12 protein-coding genes are annotated in these 15924 nt (G+C 72.7%); 6 read left to right on the forward strand and 6 right to left on the reverse strand.

Going from position 1 to position 15924, the window contains the following annotated elements; all coding sequences use genetic code 11:
* Positions 1 to 53: 53 nt before the first annotated feature.
* On the forward strand, positions 54 to 677 hold the full coding sequence (locus VQ02_RS14710; RefSeq protein ID WP_048444950.1) for a glutathione S-transferase family protein: 624 nt from the start codon (positions 54 to 56) through the stop codon (positions 675 to 677).
* Between the two features lie 69 nt (positions 678 to 746).
* On the opposite strand, the gene VQ02_RS14715 is transcribed toward VQ02_RS14710, so the two are convergent.
* The 3 genes from VQ02_RS14715 to VQ02_RS14725 form a co-directional block, all read right to left on the reverse strand.
* Positions 747 to 1598 carry a tetratricopeptide repeat protein gene (locus VQ02_RS14715; RefSeq protein WP_048444951.1) on the reverse strand — a complete coding sequence of 284 codons (852 nt, stop codon included), beginning with the start codon at positions 1596 to 1598 and terminating at the stop codon, positions 747 to 749.
* Positions 1585 to 3318, reverse strand: a complete 1734-nt coding sequence (gene ilvD, locus VQ02_RS14720; protein ID WP_048444952.1) for a dihydroxy-acid dehydratase — start codon at positions 3316 to 3318, stop codon at positions 1585 to 1587. The genes VQ02_RS14715 and ilvD overlap by 14 nt, the downstream gene beginning before the upstream one ends.
* 569 nt (positions 3319 to 3887) lie before the next feature.
* Complete coding sequence (locus tag VQ02_RS14725; protein WP_048444953.1) at positions 3888 to 5048, reverse strand: zinc-binding metallopeptidase family protein; 1161 nt, start codon at positions 5046 to 5048, stop codon at positions 3888 to 3890.
* Between the two features lie 296 nt (positions 5049 to 5344).
* On the opposite strand from VQ02_RS14725, the gene VQ02_RS14730 reads away from it, so the two are divergent.
* Genes VQ02_RS14730 through VQ02_RS14740 form a run of 3 tightly spaced genes read left to right on the forward strand, consistent with a single transcriptional unit; the run spans position 5345 to position 12046 of the window.
* Positions 5345 to 8590, forward strand: coding sequence for a transglutaminase family protein (locus VQ02_RS14730; protein ID WP_048444954.1), 3246 nt, complete (start codon positions 5345 to 5347; stop codon positions 8588 to 8590).
* A gap of 23 nt (positions 8591 to 8613) precedes the next feature.
* Positions 8614 to 11151, forward strand: coding sequence for a circularly permuted type 2 ATP-grasp protein (locus VQ02_RS14735; protein ID WP_048444976.1), 2538 nt, complete (start codon positions 8614 to 8616; stop codon positions 11149 to 11151).
* A 13-nt stretch (positions 11152 to 11164) separates the two neighbouring features.
* Entirely contained in the window at positions 11165 to 12046 is an 882-nt protein-coding gene (locus VQ02_RS14740; RefSeq protein WP_048444955.1) for a transglutaminase family protein, read from the forward strand.
* A 599-nt stretch (positions 12047 to 12645) separates the two neighbouring features.
* On the opposite strand, the gene VQ02_RS14745 is transcribed toward VQ02_RS14740, so the two are convergent.
* Positions 12646 to 12939, reverse strand: coding sequence for a hypothetical protein (locus VQ02_RS14745; protein ID WP_053080379.1), 294 nt, complete (start codon positions 12937 to 12939; stop codon positions 12646 to 12648).
* Between the two features lie 152 nt (positions 12940 to 13091).
* Between VQ02_RS14745 and VQ02_RS14750 the strand changes: the two genes are divergently transcribed.
* Entirely contained in the window at positions 13092 to 13358 is a 267-nt protein-coding gene (locus VQ02_RS14750; protein WP_048444956.1) for a hypothetical protein, read from the forward strand.
* On the opposite strand, the gene VQ02_RS14755 is transcribed toward VQ02_RS14750, so the two are convergent.
* The gene (locus VQ02_RS14755) at positions 13349 to 13558 is read right to left on the reverse strand and encodes a hypothetical protein (RefSeq protein ID WP_048444957.1); all 210 of its coding nucleotides are present in this window, start codon (positions 13556 to 13558) and stop codon (positions 13349 to 13351) included. The two genes, VQ02_RS14750 and VQ02_RS14755, sit on opposite strands and share 10 nt — an antisense overlap.
* A gap of 740 nt (positions 13559 to 14298) precedes the next feature.
* On the opposite strand from VQ02_RS14755, the gene VQ02_RS14765 reads away from it, so the two are divergent.
* Entirely contained in the window at positions 14299 to 15066 is a 768-nt protein-coding gene (locus tag VQ02_RS14765; protein WP_245239736.1) for a Crp/Fnr family transcriptional regulator, read from the forward strand.
* 12 nt (positions 15067 to 15078) lie between these two features.
* On the opposite strand, the gene xth is transcribed toward VQ02_RS14765, so the two are convergent.
* Positions 15079 to 15870, reverse strand: coding sequence for an exodeoxyribonuclease III (xth, locus tag VQ02_RS14770; RefSeq protein WP_048444959.1), 792 nt, complete (start codon positions 15868 to 15870; stop codon positions 15079 to 15081).
* Between the last annotated feature and the right edge of the window lie 54 nt (positions 15871 to 15924).

A 15924-nucleotide genomic window follows, 5' to 3' on the forward strand; every position in this document is an offset into this window, starting at 1 on the left:
ACCGCGCCGGCGGCCCTCGTCCGGCCGCCGAGGAAACAGCAAGAGAGGGCCCGATGAAACTCTACGGCACCAGCCTGTCGCCGTTCGTCCGCAAGGTGCTCGTCGTCCTCGCCGAGAAGGGCGTCGAGGTCCGGCACGTGCCGCTGCGGTTCCACGATCCCGACCCGCGCTTCCGGGCGGCGAGCCCGTTCGGCAAGATCCCGGCCCTGGAGGACGAGGATTTTCGCCTCGCCGATTCCTCGGCGATCATCCAGTATCTGGAGCGTCGCCATCCCGAGCCGGCCCTGCTGCCGGCGACGGCCCGCGACCTCGGCCGGGCGATCTGGTTCGACGAGCTCGGCGATACCGAGCTGTTTCCGCTGCTGGTCAAGCCATTCGTGCAGCGGGTGCTGCGGCCGAGATTCATGAATCAGCCCTGCGACGAGGCCGCTGTCGCCCGCTGCATGGGCGAGGAACTGCCGCGGCTGTTCGATTATCTCGAGGGGCAGATCGACGGACCGTTCCTCGTCGGCGGCACCTTCAGCCTGGCCGACATCTCGGTCGTGACCGGATTCCACAACCTGCATCTCGCCGGCGAGGCGGTCGATGCCGGGCGCTGGCCGCGCCTCTCGGCCTACGTGGCGGCAATCCTGGAGCGCCCGTCGTTCCAGGCCGCGCTCAGCGCCCGGCAGGGCTGAGGGCGGAAAGGCGGAGGGGGCGCGGGCGTCCCCTCGGTCGGCGTCGCGATCCCTCAGCGCCCCGAATCGTCAGCGTCCCTTGGCGCTGCGGCGGTAGAAGCCGTCGACCTGGGCCTGGGCCTCCGCCCGGTCCCGCTCGTTGGCGGCCGCCATCGCCTGCTCCTGCAAGGCGACGATCCACTGGTCCTTCGGCCCCTCGGCGGCGTCGCGGGCGAGCGTCAGCCAGGCGAGGCCGCGGGCGCGCTGCACCGTGACGCCCTGGCCGTTGATCAGGAGCTGGCCGAGCAGGGCCTGGGCGGCCGGATGCCCCTTCTCGGCGGCGAGGTTGAACCAGCGCGCCGCCTGCCGGGGATCCTGCTGCACGCCGGTGCCGTCGAGGTAGAGGCGGGCGAGGTTGTACTGCGCGTTCGGGTCGCCGTAGTAGGTCGCCGCGTAGTTGAACATGTCGTAGGCACGCTCGACGTTCGGGCGGACGTAGGAGCCCTTGATCCCGTCGAGGAAGTAGCGCCCGAGCGCCGTGAAGGCGCTCGACACCACGCCCGCATTGGGAGCCTCCGGGCCCTCGTCGGCGTTCTCGTCGGCGATCTTTGAGAAGAACTCGAACGCCTTGAGATCATCGTGCGGGACGCCGTCACCCTCCGCGTACATGCGGCCGAGCTTCCACAGGGCCAGGGCGTGGCCCTGCCCCGCGGCGTATTCGAGGGCGCGGGCGGCACCCTCCTTGTCGCCCGCGTTGTAGTCGCGCATGCCCGTCCGCATCGCCTCGCGGGCGTTGCGGTAGCCTGTGGCCGCCGGCACCGGTGTCCGCACCGCCGCGTCGAGCGCAGCGGCGGGGCCGGCCCCGGCCATCACCAGGCCGAGGAGCGCGAGAAGGAGCCAGCGGCCCGCCCGGACGGGCAGGCCGGCCTCAGATATCCGCATAGGAGAGCGTCTCCTGGGCCCCGCCCGGATGCGTCACCGCGCCGGTCACCGCCGGGCCGACGGTCTGCGCGTACTTCCACAGGTAGCCCGAGGTCGAATCGTTGGCTCGCGGCTGCCAGGCCGCGCGGCGCTGGGCGAGCTCGTCATCCGTGAGGTCGACCGAGAGCGTGCCCTGGATCGCGTCGATGCGGATGATGTCGCCGTCCTTGAGGAGGCCGATCGGGCCGCCCACCGCCGCCTCCGGGCCGACATGGCCGATGCAGAAGCCGCGGGTGGCGCCCGAGAAGCGCCCGTCGGTGATGAGCGCCACCTTGTCGCCCATGCCCTGGCCGTAGAGGGCGGCGGTGGTCGCCAGCATCTCGCGCATGCCGGGGCCACCGCGCGGGCCCTCGTAGCGGATCACCAGGACCTCGCCCTCCTTGTAGGTGCGGTTCTTCACCGCCTCGAAGCAGGCCTCCTCGTTGTCGAAGACCCGGGCGGGGCCGGCGAACGTCTGCTTCTCCGGCGGCATGCCGGCAACCTTCACGATCGCGCCCTCGGGGGCGAGATTGCCCTTGAGGCCGACGACGCCGCCGGTCGCGGTGATCGGCTGGCTCGAGGGGCGCACCACGTCCTGGTTGGCGTTCCAGGATACCTTGGCGAGGTTCTCGGCGATGGTGCGGCCGGTGACCGTCATGCAGTCGCCGTGCAGGAAGCCGCCGTCGAGCAGCGTCTTCATCAGGAGCGGGATGCCGCCGACCTCGAACAGGTCCTTGGCGACGTAGCGCCCGCCGGGCTTCAGGTCGGCGATGTAGGGCGTGCGCTTGAAGATCTCGGCGACGTCGAACAGGTCGAATTCGATGCCGCATTCATGGGCGATCGCCGGCAGGTGGAGCGCTGCGTTGGTCGAGCCGCCGGAGGCCGCCACCACGGTCGCGGCGTTCTCGAGCGCCTTGCGGGTGACGATGTCGCGCGGGCGGATGTTCTTGGCGAGCAGCTCCATCACCATCTCGCCGGCGGTGGCGCAGAACCGGTCGCGGATCTCGTAAGGCGCCGGGGCGCCGGCCGAATAGGGGAGCGCCAGGCCGATCGCCTCGGAGACGGTCGCCATGGTGTTGGCGGTGAACTGCGCGCCGCAGGCGCCGGCCGACGGGCAGGCGACCTGCTCCAGCTCCTCGAGGTCGTCGTCGCTCATCGCGCCGACCGAGTGCTTGCCGACCGCCTCGAACAGGTCCTGGATGGTGACCGGCTGGCCTCGGAAGGTGCCGGGCAGGATCGAGCCGCCGTAGATGAAGACGGAGGGCACGTTGAGGCGCACCATCGCCATCATCATGCCGGGCAGGGACTTGTCGCAGCCGGCGAGCCCGACGAGCGCGTCGTAGGCGTGGCCGCGCATGGTGAGTTCCACCGAGTCGGCGATCACCTCGCGGGACGGCAGCGAGGCGCGCATGCCGCGATGGCCCATGGCGATGCCGTCGGTGACCGTGATGGTGCAGAACTCGCGCGGGGTGCCGCCGGCGGCGGCGACGCCCTTCTTCACCGCCTGCGCCTGGCGCATCAGCGAGATGTTGCAGGGCGCCGCCTCGTTCCAGCACGAGGCCACGCCGATCAGCGGCTGGTGGATCTGCTCGCGGGTGAGACCCATGGCGTACAGGTACGAGCGATGCGGCGCGCGGTCCGGACCCTCGGTCACGTAGCGGCTGGGCAGCTTCGATTTGTCGGTGGTGTGACGCGCGTCCATGGCCCTGTCCCGTACCCGTAGTTTCTTGAAAGGCCGGTTTTTCCCCGGTCCCGCTCCCTGCGCCGTCCCGGGACGGCTCACGCGAAACGACCCCGTGAGGGTCAATCCGCCAGCGCTGCCCGCGATCCCGGGGAACCCGGAAACACCGCGATAAATCACTGTGGGGACAGTCGTTTAACGTGGCCGTTGAGGTGCCGCCGGTTTATGGCGGGAACGCGGCGGAGCAAGGTGCGGTCTGGGGCAAACCTGGGATGCTTTCAGGGTGTTGCGACCCCGCCACAGCTAAGCTTGCGGGGAAGATCTGACATGCGATGCGGCCGGCCGGCGGCATGGCTGGGAGAGTGGCGGTTCTTTGTGCCCGGGGTGAGGCGCGGGCCGCACCGGAATGTGGCTCGCGGGGGCCGGCGTGCTGCGACCACGCGGGTACGAGCGCGATGCTTCACGTCGTTCCGGGCAGTGAATTGTCAGGTGGCGTTTACCACGGCGCAGGGTCATCCCGGGGCCGCGAAAGCGGAGCCCGGGATCCAGAGCCGCAGATGGTGCAGAACGAAGCGGAACGCGGCCCGCCCTCACGCCGAGCGCGGCGCCGCCACCCGGTGGCGCAGGCCGGCGATCACCGCCCGCAGGGTGCCGAGGTCGGCCTCGGGCGCGTCGGTGCGGGCGTAGATGCGATCGTGCACGAAGGACAGCTTGCCGATCGTCGCCGGGGTCATCCGGAAGGGGTAGAGGTCGGGCTGGCCCATGCTGCGGTTGAGCGAGTTCATCGCGAAGGTGAGCGGCAGCCAGGCCTCGATCAGCTGGCCGAAATCCGGGCTGCGGTAGGGGTCGAAGTCGACCTTGGCGGAGAGCGAGATCGGGGCGTGCAGGGCGGGCCCGCTCTGGAGCTTGGGCTGCACCCGCACCCCGAACTGGCTCGCGGTCTCGAGCGTGTCGACGATGTGCATGTAGTGCGCCCAGGTCTCGGCGAAGTCCTCCCAGGGGTGGGAGGTGGCGTAGGCCGACACGAAGGTCTCCTGCCAGCCTTCTTCCGGGCCGTGGGCATAGTGGCGCTGGAGCGCCGCGCCGTAATCGGCCCGCTCGTCGCCGAACACCGCGCGGAACGCCTCGAGGCAGGGATCGGCGCGCACCAGCACGTTCCAGAAATAGTGCCCGATCTCGTGGCGGAAGTGTCCGAGCAGCGTGCGGTAGTGCTCGCCGAACTGCGTGCGCCGACGCTCGCGCTCGACGTCGTCGGCCTCCGCGATGTTGAGGGTGATGAGGCCGTTGTCGTGCCCGGTCAGCACCGGCGGGCCGATCAGGTAGGATTCCGCCGGGTCGACCAGGAAGTCGAAGGCGAGGCCGGCCGGGTCCTCCCGCCGCGAGGCGAGCGGCAGGCGCAGGCGCAGCATGGCGTAGAACAGCCGGCGCTTGGCGGCCTCGACCTCGCGCCAGCGGGTCTGGTTCCAGGGGATCGAGAGGTCCGGCACCACCCGGTTGTGCCGGCAGGCGATGCAGTAGGTTTCGGGCGAGCCCGCCGGCACCAGCCAGTTGCAGCCCCCCGACTCGCGGTTGGCGCAGGGACGGTACTGCCGGCGCGGGTCGGCGAGGCCGCGCCAGCGCGCGCCCGCCTTGAGCAGGGCCGTCATGTCGGCGAGCTCGGGGTCGTAGCCGAGGCGGCACTCGCAGCTCTCGCACGCGTCGGCTTCGAAATGGGCCGGCTGGGCGCAGGCCTGGCACTGGAAGATCTTCATCGAGCGTCTCGCCCGCGGGGTGCCGCGGGCGAGACGCCCGGGCGGAACCCGGCGGGTCCTGGCCTCACCAAGGGGTTTGACCAGCTGGAAGTTCCGCCGGCGGCGGCACGGGACTTGCCTCATTTTTTCGCCGTGCCGCCCGGGACGAGGCCATCCGATGACCTAGCGACAAGCGACCCGGTTCGCACCCCGACGCCGCGGCTGACGCGGACCCGCCCGCCGTGTAGAACCCACGGGACGCGCGGGACAGGCCGGCGGACGCACAAGTCTCACCCAGCAGAAGGTTCGGAGTCGTCGTGTCGATCAAGGCTGCCCTGCACCACGTCACGTCCTACACCTACGACCGGTCGATCTCCCTCGGGCCGCAGGTGATCCGCCTGCGGCCGGCGCCGCACACGCGCACCCGGATCGAGAGCTACGCCCTCAAGGTCACGCCGGCGAACCACTTCGTGAACTGGCAGCAGGATCCCAACGGCAACTGGCTCGCCCGGCTAGTCTTCCCCGAGAAGACGACGGAGTTCCGGATCGAGGTCGACCTCGTCGCCGACATGGCGGTGATCAACCCGTTCGACTTCTTCGTCGAGGACTACGCCCAGACCCGGCCCTTCGCCTACCCGGATGACCTGAAGGCGGAGCTCGCGCCCTACCTGGCGGTCGAGGCGGGCGGGCCGGAGATCGACGCCCTGATGGCGCGGCTGCCGGACGAGCCCAGCACCGTGCAGTTCCTGGTCGCGCTGAACGCGCTGGTGCGCGATTCCGTGAACTACGTCGTGCGGATGGAGCCGGGGGTGCAGACCCCCGCCGAGACGCTCGCCAAGGGCAGCGGCTCGTGCCGCGACTCCGCTTGGCTGATGGTGCAGGTGCTGCGCCGCCTCGGCCTCGCCGCCCGCTTCGTCTCCGGCTACCTGCTCCAGCTCGTGCCCGACACGACCGCCGTGGACGGGCCCGCCGGCACCTCCACCGACTTCACGGATCTCCACGCCTGGGCCGAGGCCTACGTGCCGGGCGCCGGCTGGATCGGGCTCGACGCCACCTCGGGCCTGCTCTGCGGCGAGGGTCACATCCCGCTGGCGGCCACGCCGCATTACCGCTCGGCGGCGCCGATCGCCGGCCTCGCCGATCCGGCGGAGGTCACCTTCGGCTTCGAGATGCACGTGACCCGCGTCGCCGAGGCGCCCCGGGTGACGAAGCCGTTCTCGGACGAGGCCTGGACCGCCCTCGACGCGCTGGGCGACCGGATCGACCGCGACCTCGCCGAGCAGGACGTGCGCCTGACCATGGGCGGCGAGCCGACCTTCGTGTCGGTCGACGACTTCGAATCCCCTGAGTGGAACGCCGCCGCGGTCGGGCCGACGAAGCGGGGCCTGGCCGACCAGCTGATCCGCCGCCTGCGCGAGCGCTTCGGCCCCGGCGGCTTCCTGCATTACGGCCAGGGCAAGTGGTACCCGGGCGAGAGCCTGCCGCGCTGGGCCTTCGCGCTCTACTGGCGCAAGGACGGCGAGCCGGTCTGGCGCGACCCCGCCCTCATCGCCGGCGAGACCGGCCCGCGCGAGGCCGGCATCAAGGACGCCGAGGCCGTCGTCCACGGCCTCGCCCGCCGCCTCGGCCTCGACGCCTACGTGCAGCCGGTCTTCGAGGATCCCGAGTACTGGGAGCGCAAGGCCGCGGAGCTGCCGGTCAACGTCACGCCGCTCAAGCCCATGGTCGGCGACGAGGAATCGCAGGGGCGCATGGCCCGGGTGTTCACCCGCGGGCTCGAGACGGCGGTCGGCTACGTGCTGCCGCTCGCCAACCTGGCGGTCGGCCCCGAGCGGTACTGGGTCTCGGAGGCCTGGCAGCTCAAGCGCGGCGCGATCTACCTGGTGCCGGGCGATTCGCCGGCGGGCTTCCGCCTGCCGCTCGCCTCGCTGCCGTTCGTGCCGCCGAGCTCCTACCCCTACTACGCGCCCCAGGATCCCCTGGAGCAGCGCGGCGCGCTCCAATCCGGCACCGCACCGCAGCGCACCAAGGCCCCGGTGGGCGTGGCGGTGCGCACGGCGCTGGCGGTCGAGCCGCGGGACGGGGTACTCTGCGTGTTCATGCCGCCGGTCGAGCGGGCGGACGAGTATCTGGCGCTCCTCGCGATCCTCGAGGAGGCCGCGGCCGAGATCGGCCAGCCGCTCCACGTCGAGGGCTACGAGCCGCCCTTCGACCCGCGCCTGTCCGTGGTCAAGGTCACGCCCGATCCCGGCGTGATCGAGGTCAACGTGCAGCCGGCCAAGAGCTGGCGCGAGGCGGTGGAGATCACCACCGGCCTCTACGCCGATGCCCGCCAGACCCGGCTCGGCGCGCAGAAGTTCATGATCGACGGGCGCCACACCGGCACCGGCGGCGGCAACCACGTCGTGCTCGGCGGCCCGACCCCGGCCGACTCGCCGTTCCTGCGCCGGCCGGACCTCCTGAAGAGCCTGGTCCTGTACTGGCAGCGCCACCCGTCGCTGTCCTACCTGTTCTCGGGCCTCTATGTCGGCCCGACCAGCCAGGCGCCGCGCATGGACGAGGCGCGCCACGACGGGCTCTACGAGCTCGAGATCGCGCTCGCCCAGGTGCCGCCCCCGAATGGTCCGGAGGTGCCGCTCTGGCTCGTCGACCGGCTCTTCCGCAACATCCTCACCGACGTCACCGGCAACACCCACCGGGCCGAGATCTGCATCGACAAGCTCTACTCGCCGGACGGCCCGACCGGGCGCCTCGGCCTCCTGGAGTTCCGCTCGTTCGAGATGCCGCCCGAGGCCCGCATGAGCCTCGCCCAGCAGCTGCTCCTGCGCGCCCTCGTCGCCTGGCTGTGGCGCGAGCCGCAGGAGGGCGGCTTCGTGCGCTGGGGCACGGCTCTGCACGACCGCTTCATGCTGCCCCACTTCCTGTGGGAGGATTTCCAGGCGGTGCTGGGCGACCTTGGCCGCGCCGGCTACGCCTTCGACCCGGCCTGGTACGAGGCGCAGGCTGAGTTCCGCTTCCCGCGCTACGGCGAGGTCGAGCGCGGCGGCGTGAGGCTCGAGCTGCGCCAGGCCCTCGAGCCCTGGCACGTGCTCGGTGAGGAGGGCGCCATCGGCGGCACGGTGCGCTACGTCGATTCCTCGGTGGAGCGCCTTCAGGTCAAGGTGTCCGGCTACGTGCCGAGCCGCCACGTCGTCACCTGCAACGGACGGCGCCTGCCGATGACCGACACGGGTCGCTCGGGCGAGGCGGTGGCGGGCCTGCGCTTCAAGGCCTGGCAGCCGGCCTCGGCCCTGCACCCGACGATTCCCGTCCACGCGCCGCTGACCTTCGACGTGCTCGACACCTGGAGCGGGCGGTCGCTGGGCGGCTGCGTCTACCACGTCGCCCATCCGGGCGGGCGCAACTACGAGACCTTCCCGGTCAACACCTACGAGGCCGAGGGGCGGCGCCTCGCCCGCTTCCAGGAGAACGGCCACACCCCGGGCCGGGTGAGCCCACCGCCGGAGGAGCCGCGGCGCGAGTTCCCGCTGACCCTCGACCTGCGCACGCCCGCGCCCCGATGAGCGAGGTCCTGGCGGGCGAGGTCATGTCAGGCAAGGCCTTCTCGGCGGGCGAGGCCCCGGCGGGGACGGATGCGGCGCCGGCCGGGGACGGGCCGGCGGAGCGGCTGGCGCGCTGGACCGCCGGCTACGCTGCCCTGCCGGGTCTGCCGGACGAGCTGGTCTCGGCCGACGGCACCTTGCGCCCGGCCTGGGACCGGTTCCTGCACCGCCTCGCCGGGCTGCCGGATTGCGAGATCGCGGCCCGCCTCGCGGCGTCCGGGCGGCACATCCACGACACCGGCATCGCCTACCGCGCCTACGGCGAGGCGACCGAGCGCGACTGGCCGGTCGGTGCGCTGCCGCTCCTGATCGAGGGGGCGGAGTGGCAGGCGATCGCCGCCGGGGTGGCGCAACGCGCAGAGCTGCTCGAGGCAATCCTGACCGACCTCTACGGCGAGGGGGCGCTCGCCCGCGCCGGCCTGCTGCCCGCCGCCGCCGCGGCGGGCGATCCGGAGTTCCTGCGGCCCCTCGTCGGCGTGGCGCCCCCGGGCGGGCGCCACCTGCATTTCTACGCCGCCGATCTCGGCCGCGGGCCCGACGGGACCTGGCGGGTGCTCGCCGACCGTACCCAGGCGCCGTCCGGCGCCGGCCACGCCCTGGAGAACCGCCTGGTCATGGCCCGGGCCCTGCCGGAGGTCTACGGCGCCCTCGACGTCGAGCGCCTGGCCCCGTTCTTCCAGGCTTTTCGCGATGGCCTCGCCGCCGCCGCGGTCCGGGCCGAGCCGCGCATCGGGCTGATGTCCTCGGGCCCCTACAGCGACACCTACGTCGAGCAGGCGGTGCTCGCCCGCTACCTCGGCCTCGCCCTCGTTGAGGGCGACGACCTCCTGGTGCGCGACCGCCTCGTCTTCATCCGCACGGTCGCGGGGCTGAAGCGGGTCGACGTGCTCTGGCGCCGCATCGACGGCGATTTCGTCGACCCGCTCGAACTCAATCCCACCTCCCGCCTCGGTGCCCCCGGCCTCGTCGAGGCCCTGCGGGACGGTGCCGTCGCGATGGGCAACATGCCCGGCACCGGCCTCGTCGAGAGCGCCTGGCTCGCCGCCTCGCTGCCGGCCCTGTGCGAGCGGCTGCTCGGGGAGGCGCTGCGCCTGCCCGGCCTGCCGACCTGGTGGTGCGGCGACCCCGAGCAGCGCGCGACGGTGCTGGAGCGGTTCGACTCCCTGGCGTTCCGGCCCGCGGCGGCGCCGGCGCAGGGGGCCTTCACCAGCCGGGCCTTCGGCGAGGGCCGCGACGCGGCCGAGACCGAGCGCCTGCGCGGGGTGCTGCGCGACCGGCCCGGCGACCTCGTCGCCCACGAGCCGGTCCGGCTCTCCACCGCCCCGGTCTGGGACGGGACGCGGCTCGTGCCGCGCCCCTTCGTGCTCAGGGTCTTCGCCGCCGCGACGCCCGAGGGCTGGCGGGTGATGCCCGGCGGGTTCTGCCGCATCTCCGAGAGCCCGGACGTGCGCCCGGTGGCGATGGGGGCGGGCGTGCGCGCCGCCGACGTCTGGGTGCTCGCCGCGGGCTCCACCGCCGCGCAAGCGAGCCTGCTGCCGCCGGGCGACCGGGTCGCGGTGCGCCGGGTGCCCGGCCTGCTGCCGAGCCGGGCGGCCGACAACCTGTTCTGGCTCGGCCGCCACCTCGAGCGGGCCGAGGCGGTGATCCGCCTGACCGCCTGCCTGCTCGACGGCGCCGGAGCCGTCTCGATGGCCGAGGAGGACCGGGCCACCTCGGCCCGCATCCGCTCCCTGCTGCACGCCTGGGGCGCCGTGCCCTCGGCCGAGGGCACCGCGGCGGGCCTCGCCCACCACGCCCTCTCGGACGGCGGCCAGTGGGGCTCCGGGCTCAGCCACGCCCTCTCGGCCCGGCGCAACGCCTCGGCCCTGCGCGAGCGCCTCTCGGGCGAGACCTGGCGGGCCCTGAGCGCCCTGCTGGCCGCGCTGGAGGCGCCGGCCGAGAGCCCCGAATCCGAAGCCGCCCTCCTCGACCGGGCCGAGCGCGCCCTCTCGCTCACCGCGGCGCTCGCGGGCCTTGCCCAGGAGAACATGAACCGGGCCGGCGGCTTCGCCTTCGTCGACATGGGCCGGCGGGTCGAGCGGGCGGTCAACGCCTGCCGCTTCGCCCTCGAGTTCGGCGGGGCCGGCGCCAGCACCGACGACCTCGGCGTGCTGCTCGACCTCGTCGATTCCCGCATCTCCTACGGCGCCCGCTACATCCTCGGGGTGGCCCTGGCGCCGGTGCGCGACATGGTGCTGCTCGACCCCTACAACCCGCGCTCCGTCGCCTTCCAGGTCGAGCGGCTGGCCGAGCGCCTGGCCGGCCTGCCGTCCCTGCGCCAGGACGGGATGGCGGAGGCGCCGGTGCGCCTCGTGGCGGGCCTGTCGGGCGAGATCGCCGGGGCGGAGGCCGGCACCCTGCCACTCGACACTGTGGCGGCCTGGGAGATGCGCCTGTGGGATATCGCCGAGGCGATCGGTGCCCGCTACTTCCCGGGCGGGTCGGATGCCGCCCGGCCCGAAACCCTCGCCACCCTGGCGTGAGCCCGCCTCACCGATGCTCTACCGCCTGCGCCACCTCACGGCCTACGCCTACCGCAACCCGGTCGGCTTCGCCCGCTGCTCCCTGCGGCTCGCCCCGGCGGCCGGGGAGGGGCAGACGCCGCTCTCGCACGAGGTCGTGGTCGAGCCCGTGCCCCGCGCCTCCGCCGAGCGCGGCGACTTCTTCGGCAACCGCACGGTGTCGCTGACCGTCGAGACGCCGCACCGGGAGTTCCGGATCGATGCGCGCTCCCGGGTGCGGGTCGAGCGCCCGCCGCTGCCGGATCCGGAGACCGGTCCCCCTTGGGAGGAGGTGCGGGCGCAGGTGCTGACCTATCCGGGCCTCGGCCCCGACGCGCCGCTCCATTTCGCGGCGCCGAGCCGGCGGGTGCCGCTCCTGCCCGAGATCACCGACTACGCCCGGGCGAGCTTCCCTCCCGGCGGCGGCGCCTACGCGGGCGCCTTCGACCTGATGCGCCGCATCTGGGCCGACTTTTCCTTCGATGCCGAGGCGACCGAGGTCGGCACGCCGCTGGCCGCGGCCTTCGCCGGCCGGCGGGGCGTGTGCCAGGATTTCTCCCACGTCATGATCGCGGCCCTGCGGGGTCTCGGCCTGCCGGCGGCCTATGTCAGCGGCTACCTGCGCACCCTGCCGCCCCCGGGCCAGCCCCGGCTCGAGGGGGCGGATGCCAGCCACGCCTGGGTGGCGGTGTGGTGCGGGGGGGCTTGGGTCGGCCTCGATCCGACCAACGGCGTCGGCGTGCAGGACGACCACATCGTGGTCGCCCGCGGGCGCGACTACGCCGACGTGGCGCCGGTCGCCGGCATCATCGCCGGGTCCGGGGCGCAGCGCCTGCGCGTCGCCGTGGACGTGGTGCCGGAGGAGGAGGCCGCGTGAGCGGCGCCCGCGAGGGTGGCGGGCCGGGCTGATGCGCTGAACTCGGGGAAACGAGGTCCCGGCCCGCGGGCGCGACACCGGCCGAGTGCCGTCGTTCGGACGGGACAGAGCCGGCGTGGCGCGACGGGACCATCGTCCTGTTCGGCACGCCCGTCTTCAACCTGGATCAATCTCCGGCGATTTCCCGACCATCATTCCGGCATCCCTGCGTCACCGACGCCGCGATGCCGGCGCAGCCTTCCCATGCTTGACAGAACATGCGCCGCAACCGAATCGGAACTGCTAAGCTATGCGCGGATCTCGCTCTGGGTGCGCTTTCAGGGAGCCAGTAGTGCCTGCTCGCTGGGCGGATCCGCATCGAACGCGCGCGGCCGGCAGGGATCCAGCGTCGGGCCAGTGAAGCCGGGCGCGCGCCCCTGCCGAGCGGGCTCGCCGGTCGACGCGACGAGGGAGCGCATCGCCTCTCGCCGCGCCATTCTCATCCTGAGCAGCTTTCCCCGGCGGCCCGAACGGGAGCCGGGAGAGGTGACGCGCCACCCGCGACGGGTGACGCTGTCGTGCGGCTCCAGGGGAGGGGCCTTCCGTCCCGCGGCGTTCCGTCAGCGCGGCGGTGCGCGGCCCGGCTCGCCGGCGCCGGTCGCGCTGCCGCCCGCGCGCTCGCCCGGCGGCACCGCCGCCGCTCCGGTCGTGCCGGTGCTGAGGCTGCTGTGGCCGGCGCCCTTGCCGCTGTCCTGGCTGATGCCCGGCTGGCCGGCGGCCCCGGTGCTGTTCGGGCTGCTGGTCGCGCCGCCGATGCCGCCGCCGGATCCGCCCGAGCCTCCGCCCGCACCCTGCGCCACCGCCATCCCGGCGCCGCAGACCACGAGGGCGATGCCGATCATCATGGCCTTCATGCCTGGTTCCTTCCCTGGAAATGCCCGCGCGGGCGGGCGTCCGGGGTCAATCGGCGGCATCTGGCGGCGTTCCGGGAGGTGGCCTACGCCCGTCGGGACGCAGCCATGCCCGGGAGCGCCAGAACCAAGATAGCGGAGAGCCGTTGGCCCGCATGGATCTCACGCTCCAGCCCGCGCGCGTCAGGACGGAGACCGAGGACGAGCAGGGGCTGCTCGTCTTCGCCGATGGCGCCCTCGCCGCGGTCCTGGTGCGCCTCTCCGCAGCGCATGGCGAGGAGGAGGGGCTGTGGTTCCTCGAGGCAGGGTTCGGGCGCTTGGCCTCGCCGCAGCCTCCGAAGTTCGCCGATCTCGACGCGGCCCAGGACTGGATCGCGCGGCAGCTCGCGCCGGCTCCGCCCCCCGATCCGCGTCAGCCGTGATGGTGCGTCGCGACCGTGGACGACGGCACGAGGTGCGGGTACACAGAATGCAACTTAGGAATGTAGTCGGCGCCGAGGAGCACCGGGACGGCGCCGCCCAGCCCCTCGCGGCCGATGAGCCCGAACTCGATCCGGTTCTCGTCCTGGGGGTTGGCGGCCGAGATCGTGCCGCTGTCGACGACACGGTCGGGAAGGATCATTCCCGTGCGTCAGGACGGTCGCGGGCTCGAGATGCGGTCGGAGCCGCGTGAGGTCCTCCGGTGACACGGCGCGGAGGCGGATGCTGGCCGTGGCCAGCCGGAGTTGCGGCACGGTCCGCTTCTCCAGGGTGGGCGGCCGGGACGCCCCGCCTCGGCTGGAGGCTGCGCCCGCCGGAAACGAACAATATTTCACGACGTCAGCACCTCGGCCATTTTATGATATCAAATGACAATAGCTTGGGCGTGCGTAGTGTCGCGAACATCAAATAATAATATTTGTTAATCACGAAGGGAGATTTTGCGTGATTGATTGTTCGATACAACACGAAGGGCCGTCCATCTCTGTCGGATGTGTCGGGCCGTGCGTACAACCTTTGCTCCCGCTCGGATTGTGAGGCGGGGATGGAGGAAGCGGTTGTGCGACGGGACGACCACCATCTCACCCGGCGGCCGATCGAGGCCGATGCGCCGCGCGTCCGGAAGGCGGGCGACCACGTCGCCGGGCCGCGAGGAGGCGGGGCCGCGGACGGGACTGCAAGGCGCGCGCCCGTCCTCGCCGACGCTCCGCTCCGGGATGGTGCCGGCCGCCGCCCGGTGCAGCCGAAGGGCATCCCCTTCCTGGTTCACGCCCGCGACGCCGCGGCCCGCGCGGATCCGCGCGCGGCGCCCCGCTCGCTCAAGACGGCCCGGTGCCGGGATCACGTCCCGATGCCGGGGCACGTCGCCCGCGAGGGACGCCCATGACCACGCTGACGACCAACCTCGCCACGGTCGGGATATCCCCGGGCGGGCACCTGATGCACCCGATCGTGCGCAAGCTGGCCGCCTATGGACCCCTGGCCCCGGAGGAGCAGGCCGTTCTGGCCGGGCTCGGCGCGGGCGCGCAGCTCGTCGAGGGGCGCCTCGACCTCCTGAGCGAGGGCTGCGTGCCCGACAGCGCCGTGCTGGTCCTCGAGGGCGTGGCCTGCCGCTACCGGCACCGCCGCACCGGCACCCGCCAGATCACCGCCTACCTGCTGCCCGGCGACCTCTGCGACCTGGACTTCGTGCATCTCGGCCGGCTGAACCACAGCGTGGCCACCCTGGGCTCCTGCCGGGTGGCCCGCGTCCCGCGGGAGGTGCTCGCCGGCCTCACCACGCAGTACCCCGCCGTCGCGCGGGCGTTGCGCCTCGCCAAGCTCGCCGAGGAGGAGACGACGCGCGAGTGGGTGATGAATGTCGGCTGCCGCTCGGCCATCGAGCGCGTGTCCCACCTCCTGTGCGAGCTTCACGAGCGCCTGCGCGCTGTCGGCTGGGCGACGAAGGCGGGCTACGACCTTCCCCTGACGCAGCAGGATCTCGCCGACACGACCGGGCTCTCGAACGTGCACGTCAACCGGGTGCTGCGGCAGCTGCGCCTGATGCGGGTGGTCGAGGTCGGCGGCAAGCGGGTGGACATCCTCAACCTCGCCGCGCTCCAGGAGATCGCGGAGTTCCAGGCGGATTACCTGCGGCCCGCGGTGGCTTGAGCGGCGGGGCCGTCAGCCGAGGTCCAGCTCCACCGTCACCGGCACGTGGTCGGACGGCTTGTCGAGCCCGCGCAGGTGCTTCTGCACCGAGGCCGAGGCCAGGCGGTCGAGGGCCTGCGGCGAGAGCAGGAGATGGTCGATGCGGATGCCCTGGTTCCGGGGCCAGCAGCCGGCCTGGTAGTCCCAGAAGCTGTAGACGCCGGACCGCCCGTCGCAGGCCCGCAGGCCGTCGGTGAAGCCCTCGTTGAGGAGCGCGCGGAACGCCGCCCGGGTCTGGGGCAGGAACAGCGCGTCGTTCGCCCACTCCGCCGGGTTGGCCGCATCCTCCGGCTCCGGGATCACGTTGTAGTCGCCGGCGAGCACCAGCACCTCCTCGCGCGCCCGCAAGCCCACCGCGTGGGCGTGGAGGCGGCGCATGAAGGCGAGCTTGTAGTCGTATTTGGGCGTGCCGACGGGGTTGCCGTTCGGCAGGTAGATCGACGCCACCCGCACCGGCACCGTCGCGGTCGGGATCAGCGCCTCGATGTAGCGCGCCTGCTCGTCGCTCGCGTCGCCCGGCAGGCCGCGGCGGATCTCCTGCAGCGGCAGCGGCCGGCGCGCGAGGAGCGCGACGCCGTTGAACGCCTTCTGCCCATGGGTCGCCACCACGTAGCCGGCCTCCTCCACCTCCGCGCGGGGAAAGGCATCGTCGACGCATTTCAGCTCCTGAAGGCAGACCACGTCGGGCTGCGCCTCGGCCAGGAAGGCGAGGAGGTGGGCTAAGCGCTGCTTGACCGAGTTGACGTTCCAGGTGGTGATCCGCATCGCGTCCCGCGCCGCTCGCAAACAGACTGTGCCGTGAGGCCCGTCATCGGGGTT

It is taken from the genome of Methylobacterium variabile (assembly GCF_001043975.1).
Classification (GTDB): domain Bacteria; phylum Pseudomonadota; class Alphaproteobacteria; order Rhizobiales; family Beijerinckiaceae; genus Methylobacterium; species Methylobacterium variabile.

Bases quoted from the DNA above. Each gene is read 5' to 3' on its own strand.
- VQ02_RS14710 (WP_048444950.1), top strand. From the start codon at position 54: ATGAAACTCTACGGCACCAGCCTGTCGCCGTTCGTCCGCAAGGTGCTC.
- VQ02_RS14740 (WP_048444955.1), top strand. From the start codon at position 11,165: ATGCTCTACCGCCTGCGCCACCTCACGGCCTACGCCTACCGCAACCCG.
- xth (WP_048444959.1), bottom strand. From the start codon at position 15,870: ATGCGGATCACCACCTGGAACGTCAACTCGGTCAAGCAGCGCTTAGCC.
- VQ02_RS14725 (WP_048444953.1), bottom strand. From the start codon at position 5,048: ATGAAGATCTTCCAGTGCCAGGCCTGCGCCCAGCCGGCCCATTTCGAA.
- VQ02_RS14750 (WP_048444956.1), top strand. From the start codon at position 13,092: ATGGATCTCACGCTCCAGCCCGCGCGCGTCAGGACGGAGACCGAGGAC.
- VQ02_RS14745 (WP_053080379.1), bottom strand. From the start codon at position 12,939: ATGAAGGCCATGATGATCGGCATCGCCCTCGTGGTCTGCGGCGCCGGG.
- VQ02_RS14715 (WP_048444951.1), bottom strand. From the start codon at position 1,598: ATGCGGATATCTGAGGCCGGCCTGCCCGTCCGGGCGGGCCGCTGGCTC.
- ilvD (WP_048444952.1), bottom strand. From the start codon at position 3,318: ATGGACGCGCGTCACACCACCGACAAATCGAAGCTGCCCAGCCGCTAC.
- VQ02_RS14735 (WP_048444976.1), top strand. From the start codon at position 8,614: ATGTCAGGCAAGGCCTTCTCGGCGGGCGAGGCCCCGGCGGGGACGGAT.
- VQ02_RS14765 (WP_245239736.1), top strand. From the start codon at position 14,299: ATGACCACGCTGACGACCAACCTCGCCACGGTCGGGATATCCCCGGGC.
- VQ02_RS14755 (WP_048444957.1), bottom strand. From the start codon at position 13,558: ATGATCCTTCCCGACCGTGTCGTCGACAGCGGCACGATCTCGGCCGCC.